Genomic DNA, 17,262 nt, shown 5'->3' with positions numbered 1-17,262 from the left:
TATCTTAAGAGTAAAATTGACTCATCAGAATCCTCCTCTGCATTAGAGGCGATCGCGCGATCGATCGGCAAAATTTATCAATTTGGCAGAAAAACAGAGGGAGACACATGAAAAAAATGAGCGAGTTTTTCTATATGTTGCAGCGTTAGTGGTTGTTTTTCATTGAAAATATCAGAAGCGATCGCGTCTGTCTCAAAAATTGGGACAAGATCAGGTTTTGAGTAATTCTAGGTAGCGATCGGACGTTAGCATTTTTTTTAAAGAATCTTTTAAGACCCCAAATCCAATAAATCTAAAGCAATTAACAAGGCTTGATTTAACTGTTTGATTTTTTCTTCCGATAGCCTTCCTCGAAAATGAAATAATCGTGTTTTTGCTAATACTCGTACTTGGTCTGCCATTGCAATAGAATTGCTAGTTAAGCCTCCTTCGGGAGCATGAATTAAAACTTGGGTTGGGAAAACTCGCTTACCTTCTTTATAAGTCGTACAAGGAACAGCTAAAATAACGGGACTGTTGGCATTAATAACATCACGACTAACTAAAATAACGGGTCGAGTTCCTCCTTGTTCCGATCCTTCTACAGGATTCAAACGCGCATCATAGATTTCTCCCCGGTTCATTCTGTTAACTCCTCAACCTCTTTTAATGCTTCCCAACTCGCCTCAGCAAACTCAGTTTCAAGTTGTAAAACCTCTGCTTGATATTCTGGATCTTTCACCATTTCGAGCAACGTTGCGTCGATTTCAGCAGTTTTGCGATCGCGTTCCTTAAACTGTAAAAACTCAATAAAATCTAAAACCGATTGTTGTTGTTGAGGTGTTAAACTTTGCAGACGTTCTAGGATGATAGTTTCTCTGCTAACTGTTTGCGTCATTGGTTTTTCCTCAAGCGTGGATCTCTATTTTACTATGCGCGATCGCGGAGTCGCATCGCTTCTATCTTACTCTGCTATTTTACCAAAGGCGATCGCTCCAAGAAAAACTATGCGATCTCAAAGCATCTTTACACTCTTTACAATTTAACACGATCTCTGCTCATTTTCAACTATACAAAAGATGTTTTGGATCGAGCCAAACAATATAGAAAATATCGCCAATAAAAAAACCGTGTATTCTGCCATGTCCAGAGGTAGAAATCGATAGTTGGTAGGGAGTGTCCACCAACTGTTCCTCATTAGAAAACCCAAAACCATCTTCAGTGGTATCACTCCATTCTATTGGGTGACAGCGAATTGAACTGCTCCTATTTCTTAATAATTCTTGTACTGTCCAACTTGAAAAGTCTTTCAATCTGTCCAAAAGAGTTAAAAAGTAAGTCGTTTCGCAATCTCTCACAGAAAATTTTGCGTGGTTAGATTGCCAGTATTTAAAAGAAAAACTGATACTTTTTGGTGGCTCTAGTTCGTTTTTAAATCTATTGTTAGATGCTTGATACTTCTTGTTGATTTTCTTCTTGTTCTTGGACACGACTAGCGTAATACTCCTTTATCCAATCTTTTCTAATGATAGTATGAGAGGGTTCATCAAGAAGTAAACAACCTCTAGCCATCTTCCAAGGTTTTTCTATATGTGTCATCTTTTCTAATTCATAACCATCACAAGCAAAATATTCATCGGCCACTTCCTGTAAAAAAGCTACAACATCTGAAGGCAATTTCGGTGTAACTGCTTCTTTAATAGGATACCATTGAAATCTTTGATATTTTTTATATAATTCTGGAATGACTGGTCCATGAATCCATGCCTCAAAATCATCATCAAAAAGCGGTTTTTCATGTAAGGCTAGATGCCATGATTGAGCATAGTAGACCAACTTTTGGAGCTTTAAATTACTGAGAAAAGAGCCTGTTTCGTTTGCTAACCATATAAAATAATCGGCAACATCAAAACAGGTTAAATTTTTATTTTTGTCTATCATTTTTCTATACTCTTATCAAGTTTTGATGACTACCGTTGATATTCTCGCACAATAAAAATTTTTTGCTGGGATCGAGGTTGATTTTGCTTCATAGAATGTGAGAATATCATAACCTAATTCGCGAAGTTCTTGGACTAGATCGATAGGCAGATTTTCATCAGAGTAAAATTGACTCATCAGAATCCTCCTCCTCTGCATTAGCAGCGATCTCGCGATCGATCTCACTCTGATGGGTTTGGTAATACCCTCGAACGGCTAAGAGATCGAAAGGAGTTAAAATTGGAAAATTGCGTAAAAGTTCCTCATCAGTTGCTCCTTGATTTTGAAAGGAAATAATCGTCCAAACCGGAATGCGACTGTTGCGAATTCTGGCTTTTCCTCCACAGACTCCTTCTGTTTTTTTTATGTTTTTCAGGATGAATTCTTCTTGGAGGTAAGCATAATCATCTGAGGGGAGGGATTGAATAACTTGTACTAAAGATTTGACTAACTCTGGGTTCATCGATTTTGTTGTCAAAGGAAAACTAAACTGGGGACGCGATCGCTTCTATCTTACTCTGCTATTTTACCAAAGGCGATCGGCAAAATTTATCGATTTGGCAGAAAAACAGAGGGAGACACATGAAAAAAATGAGCGAGTTTTTCTATATGTTGCAGCGTTAGTGGTTGTTTTTCATTGAGAATATCAGATGCGATCGCTTCTGTTTTAAAAATAGGGACAAGATCGGGTTTTGATACTCCCATTTCTTCCATCAAAGATTTAAGAAGTTCTACACCATAAATATCGGGAATGATCTCTTGTTTTTGCTCGTATTCATAAATTAATGTTCCCAAAACGTTGAGATAGTCTTTTTCATCTCGTGTTAATTCTTTAGAATCGAGTAAGCGATCGACTCGCTTTTGTGTTTCCATTAATTCTTCCTCGGAGGTTATGGGACGAGGTGGAAAGGTTTTGAGTAATTCTAGGTAGCGATTTGAAGTTAGCATTTTCCAGAGATTGTGTCGTGACATAGCATCAAATATCTGGACCGTCTGCAAGTGCTTCTGCTTCACTACGAGGAACACCATATTCCATCAGGAGATTTACATCTTGGATGTAGTTACCTTCACCTTTTAAAAGCCAGCGATCTCCTTCTTGTTTAAGCAATACTTGTCCTGCAACTCCATGAGGATGATCATCATGCTCAATAAACCAACTTGCTAATAGCCAATCCCCACTGGTCATAATGGGACCGACCTTAATTTTTGCATCATTAATCCAATCTACTCCATTCTCTCTATAATCTTTTACTAGGTAGTTGGCAATCATCATTTGTAGCGATCGCCAAGTTTCGTCTGGATTTGCGTTAATTAAGGTCTGAGCATTCGATAAATTCAGGACAGAGCCTATCATCACCAGGGTAAACGCATCTAATTTAGTATAAATTGTAACAGCAAACAAAAACATTATCGGAAAACTAATACGATTTTAATCAAAAACAGAAAAAGTAATACATTTGACTGTATAAAAAAGCCAAAGTTGCCAAAGAAATCAAGGCGATCGCGCCGTCGAGATTTAATCTCTATGTAACGATCTGAATTAGAGTCAAAAAAATCTGTTTTGATTCTCAAGAATTGGCTCAAAAATCAAAAATAATCCTTAGAATTAACCCTGAAAAAAAATCAAGAAGAAGTTGAAAGTATTTTGAGTAAATAATTGTTATCTAAAGCGGCTCGATAACGCTTCATTTTTGTTGAACTTTTCAACGTCTTTTCTTGATTAATTAAGTTCACGGCTAAACGTCGTAAAATGGCAAAATTTTCAGCAGCATGGTCACGTCGAATTCGACTTTTATCTTCAGAGAATGTCACATCAAGAGTCCAATGTAACGTATTTTCAATGCCCCAATGAGAACGAATTTTTGTCGCAAATTCTTGAGCATCAACTTCTAAACTGCTAATATAAAAACAAATTTCGTGACTGGTTTTATTCCAGAGTTTTCTTTCTCTTTCAACTCGAATAATTGTTGCTAAATTTTGCCATTTTGAACTTTCTTTAGATGAGATGACAGAAGCAGGTAAGACTTCTATTGTTCTTTTTTCAATCCGATTATGGCTTTTCTCAACTTGGGTGAAATGGCGATTTTCTAGATCAATAGAATTTACTTCTTTTGCTTTTTCAAAACTTTCATAAACAGCTTTATAAAGATTTTTTTGATTGGCTTTTAATGCTAAAATATAATCTCCTCCTTTTTGGCAAATTTGGGAAGCGATCTCTTTTTGAGTCCCCATTGCATCTATTGTTATCGTACATCCGGCAATATCTAATTGATTGAGTAGTTGAGGAATGGCTGTAATTTCGTTAGATTTTGAATCGACTTTTTCTTGTCCTAAAACTAAACGATGTTCTTGACACCAAGCACTGACCAGAATCAAAGATTTTTGCTGTTGATTTCTATCATAAGATTGCCGCAACATTTTACCATCAATTGCGATAATATTGATATCTATTTGTTCCACAATATTTTCTAGCCAATTCTGAAATCCTTGTTCAAATTCTTGAGGTGATAATCTCGCAAAGACCCGACTAAAAGTATCATGTGAGGGAATCCCATTAGGCAAATCAAGAAACTTTTTTAACCATTCTTCTTTCGCTTTTCCATAAGTTTCTATAGCGCCCCATCCTTCTGCTCCGCTAATAACAGCTAGCAAGGCTATAGCAATTATATCAATTAATAAATGACTTGTTCTTTGCTCATTTCTTGGATCTTGAACATGAGCAAAATTTTTCTGAAAACTTCCTCGGATTTTTTCTTCTATTGCCATTTTTTTGACTCAATTTTTTGCCATATTATCTTTTTTTTACCTCTTTGACAAGATAATTTCTCCAACTCTATCTTTGCTTTTTTGTCTGTCTCCTGCGCTACAATTTTAGATGCGTTTACCCTGCTATCATCACATTACCTAAAGTCATGAAACCGACTAAGGGTAGGTGAATCAATAATCGTTTAATTTTCATAGGTACACAAGTTGATAAAACTTAGATATTGCATTATATCACATAATCAACTTTGGAAGAAAAAATTAGGAAATTTTAATTATAGATTTTTCTTCAAATACACAATTTATCTGATTAGTCAATATTATTTATATCTCATTTTATTACAGAAAATAAAAGCGATCACTCTCCCCAAAGTACAACAAATTGTAAAAAATAATGAAAATTCCCGATCGCATTGTCTCAAATCAAGGCAAAATTTCTCTAGATACAGTTTTTGGTTGGTTGTTTGTTATTCGGCTAACGCTAACTTCCAGACTCAAACCAAAAGCTGATAGCCAAGTGCTAATGTTTTAAAGGAGAATACCTATATGTTCACTAACGTCAAGTCCACCATTCGCCGCATTACACCAAAGGATTTAAGAGATCGTTCTTTGTTAAAGGTGGTCTATGTCGTCTTAGAGCCACAGTACCAAAGCACCCTTTCGGCGGCAGTGAAGTCGATTAATGAACATAATCCTAACATGGCGATCGAGGTTAGCGGTTATCTGATCGAAGAACTGCGCGATCGCGACAATTATGAAGATTTTAAACGGTCTGTGGCGGAGGCGAACATATTTATCGCTTCTCTAATTTTTATTGAAGATTTAGCCGATAAAGTGGTGGAAGCAGTGAAGCCTCATCGCGATAATCTAGATGTAGCAGTGGTTTTCCCTTCTATGCCCCAAGTGATGCGCCTCAATAAAATGGGCAGTTTCTCGATGGAGAATTTGGGACAGAGTAAAAGCGCGATCGCCCAATTCATGCGGAAACGCAAGGAACAATCGGGGTCTTCTTTCCAAGATAGTATGTTAAAGCTACTGCGAACCTTGCCGAAAGTTCTGAAATATATGCCAATGGATCGGGCGCAGGACGCACGGCACTTCATGTTAAGTTTCCAATACTGGTTGGGAGGATCGGCGGATAATTTGGAAAATTTCCTGCTGATGCTGGCCGATAAATATGTATTTCCAGGACAGGTTGAAGGAGCAAAATATAACGATCCCGTAGTTTATCCCGATATGGGAATCTGGCATCCCCTCGCACCGAAAATGTTTGAGGATGTACAGGAATATTGGCACTGGTTTAACCAACGGGATGATATTTCTGAGGACTTACGAGACCCCCTTGCACCTTGCGTCGGCATTGTCCTGCAACGGACTCACCTCGTAACCGGAGATGATGCCCATTATGTGGCACTTGTACAAGAACTGGAGGTAATGGGGGCGCGGGTTTTACCTGTTTTTGCCGGAGGTTTGGACTTCTCGAAACCCGTCGATGAACTATTCTGGGATAAACGGGTTAAGGGAATTGAACCGACAACCTATGTTGATGTGGTGGTCTCTTTAACCGGATTTGCCCTTGTAGGCGGTCCTGCTCGCCAAGATCACCCCAAAGCGATAGAATCATTAAAACGCCTCAACCGTCCCTATATGGTGGCATTACCGTTGGTATTTCAAACTACGGAAGAATGGGAAGAAAGCGAACTGGGATTACACCCGATTCAAGTGGCACTACAAATTGCGATTCCTGAATTAGATGGGGCGATCGAACCTATTATTGTGTCGGGACGAGATGGGACGACGGGACGCGCGATCGCCTTGCAGGATCGCATCGAGGCGATCGCGCAACGGGCGCTGAAATGGGCAAATCTTCGCAAAAAGCCGAAAATGAATAAAAAGGTGGCGATCACCGTCTTTAGTTTCCCACCCGATAAGGGTAATGTAGGCACCGCCGCTTATTTAGATGTTTTTGGCTCCATTTATGAAGTGATGGAAGCCTTAAAGCGCAACGGTTACGACATCCAAGACCTTCCCGATACACCGATGGCATTAATGGAAGCCGTCATCCACGACGCACAAGCACAGTATGCCAGTCCAGAATTAAATATCGCCCATCGGATGTCGGTGATGGAATACGAACGCCTCACCCCCTATTATGAGCGTTTGCAGGAGAATTGGGGTCCCCCTCCAGGACATTTGAACACCGACGGCCAAAACCTCCTCATCTACGGTAAAGAGTTTGGTAATGTCTTTATTGGCGTACAACCCACCTTTGGTTATGAAGGAGATCCCATGCGCTTGCTGTTTTCGCGATCGGCTTCTCCCCATCACGGTTTTGCAGCATATTACACCTATTTAGAGCAAATTTGGCAAGCGGATGCCGTCCTGCACTTTGGCACCCACGGTTCCTTAGAATTTATGCCAGGGAAACAGATGGGAATGTCCGGGGAATGCTATCCCGATAGTTTAATCGGGTCTATCCCCAACCTCTACTACTATGCAGCCAATAATCCCAGCGAAGCCACGATCGCCAAGCGTCGCAGTTATGCTGCAACGATTTCCTACCTCACTCCCCCCGCAGAAAACGCCGGACTGTACAAAGGCTTAAAGGAACTCAGCGAACTGATCGGATCTTATCAGGGTTTAAAGGAAAGCGGCCGCGGCATTCAAATTGCTTTAACCATTGTCGATCAAAGTATCATTCTCAACTTTGATAATGATGTGGTTGAATTGCAAGATGCGGATAACTTAAAGGCACGATTGCAACAAGAAGAGGCAATTGAAGAACGGGATAACTTAGTGGGATTAATCTATCGCAAGTTGATGGAAATTGAGTCCCGCTTGTTACCCTGTGGGTTGCACGTTGTGGGAAAACCACCTTCTGCAGAAGAGGCGATCGCCACTTTAGTGAATATTTCCAGTTTAGATCGTGCAGAAGAGGGAATGAAGAGTCTCCCTCGCATCATCGCCGAAAGTATCCAACGAGATATGGAGGAAATTTACCGGAATAGCGATCGGGGCATCCTCAAAGACGTAGAACTCCTACAAGATATCACCCTCGCAACCCGAGAAGCCGTCGCATCCTTAGTTACAGAACAAATCAACGAAGAAGGACGAGTCGATCTTATCTCCAAATTAAACATCTTCAACCTAGGCAAAAAATCCCCCTGGATCGATTCCTTGCAAGCATCCGGCTATCCTAACGTTAGCGCCGAGGATTTAAAACCCCTGTTTACCTATCTCGAATACTGTTTAGAACAGATTTGCGCCGATAACGAACTAGGAGGACTCCTCAAGGCATTAGAAGGCGAATACCTCCTTCCCGGACCCGGAGGCGATCCCATCCGCAACCCCGACGTTTTACCCACCGGAAAGAACATCCACGCCCTTGACCCTCAATCCATCCCCACCCTCGCCGCCGTCAAATCCGCTAAAATCGTCGTGGATCGCCTCTTAGAACGGCAAAAACGGGACAATGGGGGACAATATCCCGACACCATCGCCTGTGTTCTCTGGGGAACAGATAATATTAAGACTTATGGGGAGTCCCTCGCCCAAATTCTTTGGATGGTAGGAGTTAAACCCGTCCCCGACTCCTTGGGACGCATGAATAAATTAGAACTCATTTCCTTAGAAGAATTGGGTCGTCCTCGCATTGATGTAGTGGTCAACTGTTCCGGAGTCTTCCGCGACCTTTTCATCAACCAAATGGCGCTTTTAGATCAAGCCGTGAAAATGGCCGCCGAAGCAGAGGAACCCCTAGAGATGAATTATGTTCGCAAACACGCCCTAGAACAAGCGCAGGAAATGGGGATCGGTCTTCGGGATGCAGCAACGCGGATTTTCTCCAATGCTTCTGGGTCTTATTCCTCCAATATTAACCTTGCGGTGGAAAATAGTAGTTGGGAGGAAGAAAAGGAACTACAGGATATGTACCTGAATCGTAAATCCTTCGCCTTCAACTCCGACAATCCCGGTATTATGGACGAAAAGCGGGACATTTTCGAGTCATCCTTAAAAACCGCCGATGTCACCTTCCAAAACCTCGATTCTTCTGAGATCAGTTTAACCGACGTATCTCACTATTTCGACTCCGACCCGACAAAAATCGTCTCCAGTCTTCGCACAGATGGCAAAAAACCGGCTGCATACATCGCCGACACCACGACGGCTAACGCACAGGTACGCACCCTCTCGGAAACCGTGCGTTTAGATGCACGTACCAAGATGCTAAACCCAAAATGGTATGAGGGGATGCTGAGTCACGGTTATGAGGGGGTACGGGAGTTATCTAAGCGTCTGGTGAATACGATGGGATGGTCGGCGACGGCGGACGCGGTGGATAATTGGGTTTACGAGGATGTCAATACGACCTTCATCGATGACCCAGAAATGTGCAAGCGGTTGATGAATTTGAATCCCAATTCTTTCCGCAAGATGGTTGGGACTCTCTTGGAGGTCAATGGCCGCGGCTACTGGGAGACCAGTGAGGAGAATTTAGACCGCTTGCGGGAGTTGTATCAGGAGGTGGAAGATCGGATTGAGGGGATTGAGTAATCTATCAATCCCAGAAATCTTCTAGACTAGGTTAATGTAGAGGTGCGATCGACACCTCTACATTTTGTCTGAGCTTTGTAGACTTAAAAATCAATATTACAGTATAATAGTATTATAACACTTTGTTACAAATTCTCATTAGTCCATCTTTTATACTCCTAATACAGGATTGAGGGGCATTATTATGAAAGCCGAGCTTCTCAAAAGATTATTTAGAGCGATCGCTGCTTCTGACACCGGGGCGATCGACAAACTCTCGTATCTGGTCATTGAAGAGGAACGAAAAAAAGGTCATACCCTTCTAGCACAACAATTAGAGAATATCCAAAAAAGAAATAAAAATAAAGAATCTCCTGCATCTTCTGAGTCATCCCCGAAATCATCAGAGAGTTTTGGTACTCTCAGCGAACTGCCAACCAGTCCCAGATCTAACATCCCTCTGGTAACATATATATCAAGGGATAAACTCAGACATCATATGGTATTGTCCGATTCTATTGAGAGGCGTTTTCAGCGCATCGAACGCGAGTATGCTGCTAGAGATCGTCTAGCCCATTACGGATTGCGCTATAGACAAAGAATTTTGTTGTATGGTTCTCCGGGATGTGGAAAGACGTTAGGTGCAGAACGTTTAGCGTGGAATACGGGACTACCTTTGCTCAAAGTACGTTTTGATGCAATTGTTTCTTCATTCTTGGGGGAAACTGCTCATAATTTAAGATTAGTGTTTGAAAGAGCTTCATCAGAACCGTGTTTGCTGTTTTTTGATGAATGCGATTCTATTGCTAAGTCTCGAGAAGATCGTCAAGAAGTTGGAGAAATCAAACGAGTTGTTAATACTTTTCTACAAATTTTAGATGAGTATGAAGCATCATCAAGTCTTTTGGTTGCAGCAACTAATCTCAATCAGTCTTTAGATACTGCTCTTTGGAGACGATTTGACGATCTCATTGAAGTACCAAAACCCGGTGAACAAGAGTTATTATTTATAATCAAACAAACTCTCTCTACTGTAGAAGTAGGAACAATTGACTGGGATACAATTATTCAACAAATGAAAGATTTTTCTGCTGCTCAAGCGGTAAGAATTGCTGAAGATGCTGCTAAACTTGCGATTCTGGAACGAGAAGGATTGGTCATTCAAGAGCATCTTTTATTAGCAATTCAAGAAATCAAGTCCGTTTTGAATTAATTATTGATTGGAGATTAAATGAGCAACAATCCGAAACATTTTCCTCATATTGCATTAAACTTGGCTACTGAAGGAACACTTGATCGTTCTAGAGGTGGAGGAAAAAAGAATACACAAACAGCAAGAAATTTGGGCGATCGTCAAGGACATGGCACCAAAATTAGAGATTTAGTGTTATCAGTTGTTGATGACTGGCAAACTACTCAAGAACAACGAGAAGGGGAAAATAAACCTGAATTACCAAACGCTGTACCATTAATTTTAAAAATCGATCCTGATACATTTGATTTAGATAATCTCAGAAGTTCAGATATAGAAATTATCGCTGAATTAGAGGATGGCTATATTATTGGTGCTTCTGGAGATGTAGAACTTAGCGAGTTACAAAATAAAATAGAGAAGTTTTTCCAAGAGGAAAGAGGAGGAGGAGTTATTGCTAAAATTTTGGATATTAGTCAACCTCATCAAAGACTAGAATTTATTTTATCTCCAACTCTATTAGAAAATTGGGATAAAATTAGAGATCCGCAAATATATATAGTTGATGTTGGGATTTCCTGTCTCGGTACTAAAGCAAAATTGAGTGATTATCCGAAAAAAAGAGAATCTCAAAGTTCCGAACAATATAGAGATGCGATTATTCGCTGGACTGCAAAACAAAGTAAAACCTATGAAGAGTGGGATGATTTAGCATCCGATAGACAAGAAAAGTTAGCTCAATTTATTCAGCACTACAATGGTGAATTTTTGAGTAGCTTTATTGACGGTAAAACTCCAAAATTTTCTCAAGCACCAGATAGTTTTTCGTGTCGCATTCAAATTTCAGGACAAGGACTCAAAGATTTAGTTTCTAATTTTCCCTATATTTTTGAAGTTACCGAACCAGATATTATTCAAGTTGAAACTAATGCGCAACTTGAAAATGGAGATGATATCTTTTTTGAACTAGAGTCACCAAATGCTAATGCACCTAAAGTTTGTGTTATAGATAGCGGAATTCAAGAGCATCATCCTATCTTAGCTAATGCTATCGATTCTACTCAGTCAAGATCGTGGGTTACAGATAATTTAACGGCTGATTTGGTTGGCAATGGTGGTCATGGAACAAGAGTAGCAGGAGCAATGCTTTATCCAAGAAATATCCCCAAACAAGGAAAATATAATGCAGTTTTTTGGATTCAAAATGCTCGAATTTTAGACAACAATTGTAGATTATCCGATCGCCTCTATCCACCTCTTCTTTTAGAAGAAATTGTAAATATCTACAATAATCAAACTAATACTAGACTTTTTAATCATTCAATTACTGGAGATGTACCTTGCTGGACAAAAAACATGAGTACATGGGCAGAAACCATAGATAAACTAACATGGGAGAAAGATATTTTATTTATTGTAGCTGCCGGAAATATTCCTTTAAATAATCATCGATTGCCATCAAGACTATCTATCAAAGCACATTTAGAAGCAAATCGTTCATATCCAAATTATTTGCTAGAAAATTCTTGTAGAATTGCCAATCCAGCCCAAAGTTTCCAAGCATTGACTGTTGGATCTGTAAATCACAATTTCTACAATGACAGTTCATGGGTGTCTATTGGAGCAAAAGAACATCCTTCTGCGTTTTCCTGTTCTGGGTTAGGAATTTGGGATACAATTAAACCTGAAGTAGTTGAGTATGGAGGAGATTTAGTTCGAGATCATAATAATCCAATGACTATCAAATGTTCTCCGAAGACTCCTCAATTAGTTCGTTCTACTTTAAATCAAAATGCTGCACCTCCTGTTGCAGCAGATGATTTTGGAACATCATTTGCTGCTCCAAAAGTAACTCATATTGCTGCTCAGCTTGCGGCAGAATTTCCTGATGAAAATTGTTTGCTTTATCGTGCTTTAATCGTGCAATCAGCACGATGGCCAGAATGGACAATTAATCAAAGGAACGAAGAAAAAGAAAATATTATTCGTCAAATTGGTTATGGTATTCCCGATCTTAATCGAGCGATCGCTAACTCCAATCATAGAGTCACGCTGATAACTACAGGAAACAATGTCATTCGAGCAAAACAAGTTAAAATCTATCAAGTTAAACTTCCAGAAAGTTTACTATCGACTGGAGATGAGATAGAATTTCTAGTAGAAATTACACTTTCATATAAAGCCCAACCTCGCAGGACAAGACGAAATAAAAGAAGATATCTTTCTACTTGGTTAGATTGGGAATGTAGCAAACAAGGAGAAAATCCAGAATCATTTAAAGAAAGAATTTTAAAAGGTTATCAATCTTCTAGTGAAGTAGAAAAAGGAGAAGGTTTATTTACATGGACTCTAGGCAAACAAAAACATCATAAAACACTTAAAACTGTATCGAGAAGTAATGGAACTTTACAAAAAGATTGGGCAATTGTTAAATCTTATAATTTGAGAGACTCATTTTGTATTGCTGTAATTGGACACGAAGGATGGAATAACGATCCTTTTGCTTCAGTTCCCTATCATTTAGTCGTGAGTTTTGAATCACTCAATAATAAAATCCCAATTTATACAGAAATATCTAACGTTCAGATCGAGTTAGAAACAGAAATAGAAATTTAGCTTTATTCATTCAGCAAACTTGCGATCGCGTTTACTGAGAGAGATTTTGGGAAGTGCGATCGCCTTTGCTGAGAGGATTTTGTGGATACTGGGAAATCAGCGAGGAAAATTTAGACTACTCTTATGCCGTTTTTAATTCTTTTTGATAGATCGGTTCTAAAACCTCTCTAATCCACTCTTCACCTGTTTTTTTTATCTCTTGCGAACTCGATTGAATTTGTTTCTCTAAGAAATCAATCCAGTATTTGTACCATTTTCGAGCCGTTGAGCCACTGACACCAAACAAAAGCCCTAGCGTTTTAAAACTTAGAGTATAATGAGAATAGAATAAGGTTAATATTAACTGTTCTGTGGGAGTTAATATTATTTGTCTATTCTCCTTTTTCTGTTGTTCCGCTTGAACAAGTAAGTTGGAAAACTGGTCATTTGTTAAACCTAATATTCTTTGCACTTCTAGATCGTTGTTTTCTATAGCTTTGGCTATTTGACTACGAAAATGGCGAATATTCCAAACTTTCTCATACCTCTTGTTAAGATTATAATAATGGTTGAGTTCTGGTTGTATAATCCAATCTTTGACAAGCTCAATAGCATCTTCTAAAGAATCAACTCTAACCCGAGCGATCGCATTATCCCACTCATTTTCATCTTGCCAATTTTCGAGATCGATTGCTATTTCATTACAATCCGTCTCAATCCAAATATGTCTTTCAGGATAAACTTTACTTTGAAAAGACAAGTTACACAGAGAAAGTTCAGCGCGATCGGTTTCTTGTATTTCGGAAATATTTTCTGTCAAAGTTTGGCGCAGCTTTGTCGTCAAACTATCTTTTTGAGTAGCAATTACTACCATCTCAAACCTCACTTGCGAAATTTATCACGATTATCTAGCATAAGTTTGCGGATGTTGACACCATCAACAATCTTTTGTTTTAGTGCTTCTTCCACAGTCATGAGTTTGGCTGCTTCAGGAAGCACTCCTCTTATTTTACCACGTCGAAAGCGACTAATATAATCTTGCACTGTCAGCGTTCGGTGTTGGTAAAGTTGAGAATTTGTAAGAGAATTGAGACTGCCTAATTTACATTTCTTCGCCCAATTTTCAAATTCTGGGTCTTGTTGTTCTTCAGTCACGGGAAATTTTTCGTTTTTACTCAGATTAATTTTATAACGATTTTCAGGCTTTGAGAGATGCGATCGCCTTTGCTGAGAGTATCTTGGAGAAGTGCGATCGCCTTTGCTGAGAGGATTTTTGGGGAGGTGCGATCGTGATGATAAAATTCGTGATAAATCAACTGTTAATTGTGTAGCAGAATGCACATCATCACCAGAAAAAGACTCAATGAGTTTGCTGAAATACACCCCGAAACACAACCCTCTCTCATACAATGGTATAAAATTGTGAAGCAAAATAACTTTGCTTCTCTTGAAGAATTACGTACTTTCTTCCCTTCTGCCGATCGCGTTGGAAAATTGACTGTTTTTAATATTGGAGGAAACAAAGCTCGATTAATTGCTGCGATTCACTATAATCGTAAAAAGGTCTATATTCGAGCAATTTTAACCCATGCTGAATACGACAAAGATAATTGGAAGGAATAAAACGATGCAAAGTTTAGAAATACAAACAACAATTGATGCTTGGTTAACTCTTAGCGATCGTATTTTTGTCCCTCATACAGAGGAAGAATACGAAAGTCTTGTCACATTACTCGATCGCTTAATCGATGAAGTAGGTGAAAATGAATCCCATCCTTTAGCATCATTAATGGAAATTCTAGGTATTCTTATTGAAAATTATGAAACAAAATATGTTCCTGAATTAGTTTAATTGAAATTTGCGATCGCCTTTGCTGAGGAGATTTTGTAGGAAGTGCGATCGCGTTTGCTGAGAGAATTTTGAGGAGTGTGATCGCCTATTCAAATATCATAAATTTCTCGACGATGACCAATTTTGTGAACGGTAATCAGTTTCAACTCAGCATTAAAGGAATAAATTACTCGATAGTCTCCCATTCTTAGCTTAAATAAACCTGCCAAATTTGCCGTTAATGCTTGCGGTGTAATTTGTTTAAAATTTTCAGCCAACCAATTGATTTTGCGATCGATGCGTTCTGCTATAACCTGACTCAATTTTTCTCGATCTTGTACGGCGTTATCGGTTAATTCCACTGAATAGCTCATTTTACCATACTTTCCTAAGCAACTGAAGAATGATTAGACTGTTGATTGTTTGTCTGTTTTAATGATTCTAAAAGTTGTTGTTTTACTTCATCACGAACGTTTAAATCTTCATCAGGATCGCCAAAATACTCTTCTAGACACTGTTCTACTGTATGCCGAATTAAATCTTGTAATTGTTCTACGGTCATGTCTTTAACTTGCACGGCTTTTGTCTCCAATGGAAGTTCCTGCTGTCATTTTACCAGATAAAGAAATTTTGAGGAAGTGCGATCGCCTTTGTTGAGAGAGTTTTGGGAAGTGCGATCGCGTTTCTGATGAGAAGGTTTTGGGAAGTGCGATCGCATTTACTGGGGGGAGATGAGGAAGTGCGATCGCTGATTCAAACATTATCCCATTCATCATTACTAATTCCAGCCTGTCTTAAAATTTCCTTAACTAAACCCACCGAAATATCTTTGCTTTTGTGAGGATTAGGGATGCGAATTTTTAGTTCGCCTTTTGTCATAAACTGATGCTTTCCTCCGGAATAGGGTCCTGTATAACCTAATGCTCTAAATTTACGAATTAACTCTTTGCGAGCAATAACAGAAGGCATTTTTAAACTTCTACCTCCTCAATAATTTTCAATTCTACTCCATCGACAATCGGTAGAATATCTCCATCTCTTAACTTTAAAAGTATCCATTCTTCCAAAACCTCTAACAAATCCGTGCGACATTCTTCTACAGTATCGCCATTTCCCCATACTCCCTCAAATCCCTCAATCTCAGCAAACCAAGACTTATCTTCTAATTGTTTATATTGAGTTTGCTTTAATGCAGCTTCACAGTACCTTAAAAACATAAACCCTCAAATTTTGCCTTGACGACATCTCAATGCTAACACAGAAAGGAATTGAAAATGCGATCGCATTTGATGAGAGAAGTTTGGGAAGTGCGATCGCATTTGCTGAGAAAATTTTTGAGAATGCGATCTCCTTTATTTATAAACATCTCCACGCGAACCGATTGCGGTGATAAGATAGACTTGATTCTCTAAATCTTCTGTAAATAAAACGCGATATTTTCCTACACGCAATCGAGATTCAGCACGACCTTTGAGAGATTTAATATCTAGTAAAGCAGGATTTTCTAATAAAGTATCCAACGCATTTATAATACGAACTTGGTCATCAGGTTGCATTCGCGATAAATAGCGTTCTGCTGACTTAAGTAAAACATAATCAAGCACCGTTCTTGTTCTCTCCAAAAAGTTTACGTTTTAATTCTTTTGAAGAAATACCGCGATCGCGTCCACTAATATAATCTTGCCAAGCTGCATCGCTAATTGCAATTTCTTCTGGAGAAATAACCTCATCTGTTCCTTCCACTTCCACAGGAGTTGGTACGATCGCCTTCAATTCTTCAAATAGCCGAATTTGCTCGATAAGAGAAAGAGTTTGAACTTGATGGAGTACCTCAGTATAAGTTGTCATACAACAATATTTCTGTGCAAATTTACCATTTTCATTATATCGCGAAATTATCGGAGGCGATCGCATTGCCATTATCTCTATGCTTCTAAAGGAGGAATCAAACTGCGTTTAACCGCTTCATTCAGTGCTTGTGCTTGTTGAACAAGTTTTTCCTCATAGATTTGCATTAATCCTTTTAATTCGCAATCTTCTTCTGATGTGATACTTTCATTCTGCTGGCGATCGCAGAGTTCGCGCAAGCGATTTTCTTGAGGAGAAGAAAGACGCACTCGATCTCAGCAAACCAAGACTCATCTTCTAATTGTTTATATTGAGTTTGCTTTAATGCAGCTTCGCAGTACCTTAAAAACATAAATCCTCAAGTTTTGCCTTGACACCATCTCGATCGTAACACAGAAAGAAATTGAAAGCGCGATCGCGTTTGATGAGATAATTTTTGTAATGTAAATGAGATCGCGTTTAGTTGAGAGGGTTTTGGAGAGATGCGATCGCCTTTCTGAGAGAATTGTTCGGTTTACTCTTTATTGTTTTCTGTTAGAAA

The 17,262-nt window shown here is 39.1% G+C and carries 26 protein-coding genes; 6 read left to right on the top strand and 20 right to left on the bottom strand.

Translation table 11 applies throughout. The features are described from left to right. Positions 1 to 269: 269 nt before the first annotated feature. From JUI58_RS23935 to JUI58_RS23895, 9 genes are all read right to left on the bottom strand, one after another. Positions 270 to 623 carry a type II toxin-antitoxin system PemK/MazF family toxin gene (locus tag JUI58_RS23935; protein ID WP_204106370.1) on the bottom strand — a complete coding sequence of 118 codons (354 nt, stop codon included), beginning with the start codon at positions 621 to 623 and terminating at the stop codon, positions 270 to 272. Then, on the bottom strand, positions 620 to 877 hold the full coding sequence (locus JUI58_RS23930; protein WP_204106369.1) for a hypothetical protein: 258 nt from the start codon (positions 875 to 877) through the stop codon (positions 620 to 622). The genes JUI58_RS23935 and JUI58_RS23930 overlap by 4 nt, the downstream gene beginning before the upstream one ends. A gap of 166 nt (positions 878 to 1,043) precedes the next feature. Further along, positions 1,044 to 1,292 carry a hypothetical protein gene (locus JUI58_RS23925; RefSeq protein ID WP_204106368.1) on the bottom strand — a complete coding sequence of 83 codons (249 nt, stop codon included), beginning with the start codon at positions 1,290 to 1,292 and terminating at the stop codon, positions 1,044 to 1,046. A gap of 130 nt (positions 1,293 to 1,422) precedes the next feature. Next, positions 1,423 to 1,920, bottom strand: coding sequence for a type II toxin-antitoxin system antitoxin SocA domain-containing protein (locus JUI58_RS23920; protein ID WP_204106367.1), 498 nt, complete (start codon positions 1,918 to 1,920; stop codon positions 1,423 to 1,425). Between the two features lie 15 nt (positions 1,921 to 1,935). Next, positions 1,936 to 2,097, bottom strand: coding sequence for a DUF5615 family PIN-like protein (locus tag JUI58_RS23915; RefSeq protein WP_204106366.1), 162 nt, complete (start codon positions 2,095 to 2,097; stop codon positions 1,936 to 1,938). Beyond that, entirely contained in the window at positions 2,078 to 2,422 is a 345-nt protein-coding gene (locus JUI58_RS23910) for a DUF433 domain-containing protein (RefSeq protein WP_204106365.1), read from the bottom strand. The genes JUI58_RS23915 and JUI58_RS23910 overlap by 20 nt, the downstream gene beginning before the upstream one ends. An 86-nt stretch (positions 2,423 to 2,508) precedes the next feature. Then, positions 2,509 to 2,907: a hypothetical protein gene (locus JUI58_RS23905; RefSeq protein ID WP_204106364.1), complete on the bottom strand. Its 399-nt coding sequence runs from the start codon at positions 2,905 to 2,907 to the stop codon at positions 2,509 to 2,511. Between the two features lie 28 nt (positions 2,908 to 2,935). Next, positions 2,936 to 3,367, bottom strand: a complete 432-nt coding sequence (locus tag JUI58_RS23900) for a hypothetical protein (protein WP_204106363.1) — start codon at positions 3,365 to 3,367, stop codon at positions 2,936 to 2,938. Between the two features lie 215 nt (positions 3,368 to 3,582). Further along, a complete protein-coding gene (locus JUI58_RS23895; RefSeq protein ID WP_204106362.1) occupies positions 3,583 to 4,725 on the bottom strand; it encodes an ISAs1 family transposase in 1,143 nt (380 codons plus the stop codon). 391 nt (positions 4,726 to 5,116) lie between these two features. On the opposite strand from JUI58_RS23895, the gene JUI58_RS23890 reads away from it, so the two are divergent. The 4 genes from JUI58_RS23890 to JUI58_RS23875 all read left to right on the top strand — a co-directional run bounded on the left by JUI58_RS23890 (position 5,117) and on the right by JUI58_RS23875 (position 13,063). After that, positions 5,117 to 5,254 (top strand): hypothetical protein, encoded by a 138-nt coding sequence (locus JUI58_RS23890; RefSeq protein WP_204106361.1) that lies wholly within the window; start codon positions 5,117 to 5,119, stop codon positions 5,252 to 5,254. A 14-nt stretch (positions 5,255 to 5,268) separates the two neighbouring features. Further along, a complete protein-coding gene (locus JUI58_RS23885) occupies positions 5,269 to 9,276 on the top strand; it encodes a magnesium chelatase subunit H (protein WP_204106360.1) in 4,008 nt (1,335 codons plus the stop codon). 184 nt (positions 9,277 to 9,460) lie between these two features. Beyond that, positions 9,461 to 10,468 (top strand): ATP-binding protein, encoded by a 1,008-nt coding sequence (locus JUI58_RS23880; RefSeq protein WP_204106359.1) that lies wholly within the window; start codon positions 9,461 to 9,463, stop codon positions 10,466 to 10,468. 18 nt (positions 10,469 to 10,486) lie between these two features. Continuing rightward, a complete protein-coding gene (locus JUI58_RS23875) occupies positions 10,487 to 13,063 on the top strand; it encodes a S8 family peptidase (RefSeq protein ID WP_204106358.1) in 2,577 nt (858 codons plus the stop codon). A gap of 121 nt (positions 13,064 to 13,184) precedes the next feature. On the opposite strand, the gene JUI58_RS23870 is transcribed toward JUI58_RS23875, so the two are convergent. The 3 genes from JUI58_RS23870 to JUI58_RS23860 are packed head-to-tail and all read right to left on the bottom strand — an operon-like array spanning position 13,185 to position 14,358. Next, a complete protein-coding gene (locus tag JUI58_RS23870) occupies positions 13,185 to 13,916 on the bottom strand; it encodes a transposase family protein (RefSeq protein WP_204106357.1) in 732 nt (243 codons plus the stop codon). A gap of 8 nt (positions 13,917 to 13,924) precedes the next feature. Continuing rightward, on the bottom strand, positions 13,925 to 14,197 hold the full coding sequence (locus JUI58_RS23865; RefSeq protein WP_204106356.1) for a hypothetical protein: 273 nt from the start codon (positions 14,195 to 14,197) through the stop codon (positions 13,925 to 13,927). 20 nt (positions 14,198 to 14,217) lie between these two features. Then, a complete protein-coding gene (locus JUI58_RS23860; protein ID WP_204106355.1) occupies positions 14,218 to 14,358 on the bottom strand; it encodes a hypothetical protein in 141 nt (46 codons plus the stop codon). A 19-nt stretch (positions 14,359 to 14,377) separates the two neighbouring features. Between JUI58_RS23860 and JUI58_RS23855 the strand changes: the two genes are divergently transcribed. After that, complete coding sequence (locus JUI58_RS23855; RefSeq protein ID WP_204106354.1) at positions 14,378 to 14,665, top strand: type II toxin-antitoxin system HigB family toxin; 288 nt, start codon at positions 14,378 to 14,380, stop codon at positions 14,663 to 14,665. Between the two features lie 4 nt (positions 14,666 to 14,669). Next, positions 14,670 to 14,894: a hypothetical protein gene (locus JUI58_RS23850; RefSeq protein ID WP_204106353.1), complete on the top strand. Its 225-nt coding sequence runs from the start codon at positions 14,670 to 14,672 to the stop codon at positions 14,892 to 14,894. A gap of 89 nt (positions 14,895 to 14,983) precedes the next feature. Here the strand turns inward: JUI58_RS23850 and JUI58_RS23845 are convergent, their stop codons facing one another. The 8 genes from JUI58_RS23845 to JUI58_RS23810 all read right to left on the bottom strand — a co-directional run bounded on the left by JUI58_RS23845 (position 14,984) and on the right by JUI58_RS23810 (position 16,990). Beyond that, complete coding sequence (locus JUI58_RS23845; protein WP_204106352.1) at positions 14,984 to 15,247, bottom strand: type II toxin-antitoxin system RelE/ParE family toxin; 264 nt, start codon at positions 15,245 to 15,247, stop codon at positions 14,984 to 14,986. 14 nt (positions 15,248 to 15,261) lie between these two features. Then, complete coding sequence (locus tag JUI58_RS23840) at positions 15,262 to 15,450, bottom strand: hypothetical protein (protein WP_204106351.1); 189 nt, start codon at positions 15,448 to 15,450, stop codon at positions 15,262 to 15,264. Next, positions 15,440 to 15,634, bottom strand: coding sequence for a hypothetical protein (locus JUI58_RS23835; protein WP_204106350.1), 195 nt, complete (start codon positions 15,632 to 15,634; stop codon positions 15,440 to 15,442). The genes JUI58_RS23840 and JUI58_RS23835 overlap by 11 nt, the downstream gene beginning before the upstream one ends. Then, positions 15,627 to 15,842, bottom strand: a complete 216-nt coding sequence (locus tag JUI58_RS23830) for a type II toxin-antitoxin system HicA family toxin (protein WP_204106349.1) — start codon at positions 15,840 to 15,842, stop codon at positions 15,627 to 15,629. Before JUI58_RS23830 ends, JUI58_RS23835 begins: the two co-directional genes overlap by 8 nt. A 2-nt stretch (positions 15,843 to 15,844) precedes the next feature. Beyond that, entirely contained in the window at positions 15,845 to 16,090 is a 246-nt protein-coding gene (locus JUI58_RS23825) for a type II toxin-antitoxin system HicB family antitoxin (protein WP_204106348.1), read from the bottom strand. 135 nt (positions 16,091 to 16,225) lie between these two features. Beyond that, on the bottom strand, positions 16,226 to 16,477 hold the full coding sequence (locus JUI58_RS23820; RefSeq protein ID WP_204106347.1) for a type II toxin-antitoxin system RelE/ParE family toxin: 252 nt from the start codon (positions 16,475 to 16,477) through the stop codon (positions 16,226 to 16,228). Beyond that, entirely contained in the window at positions 16,470 to 16,721 is a 252-nt protein-coding gene (locus JUI58_RS23815) for a hypothetical protein (protein WP_204106346.1), read from the bottom strand. The genes JUI58_RS23820 and JUI58_RS23815 overlap by 8 nt, the downstream gene beginning before the upstream one ends. Before the next feature lie 77 nt (positions 16,722 to 16,798). Then, a complete protein-coding gene (locus tag JUI58_RS23810; RefSeq protein WP_204106345.1) occupies positions 16,799 to 16,990 on the bottom strand; it encodes a hypothetical protein in 192 nt (63 codons plus the stop codon). Between the last annotated feature and the right edge of the window lie 272 nt (positions 16,991 to 17,262).

The sequence above is a fragment of the Spirulina sp. CCY15215 genome (genome assembly GCF_016888125.1).
Classification (GTDB): Bacteria; Cyanobacteriota; Cyanobacteriia; order Cyanobacteriales; family Spirulinaceae; genus CCY15215.
Note: the sequence above shows the minus strand (reverse complement) of the source record. Positions and strands in the feature narration are given on the sequence as shown.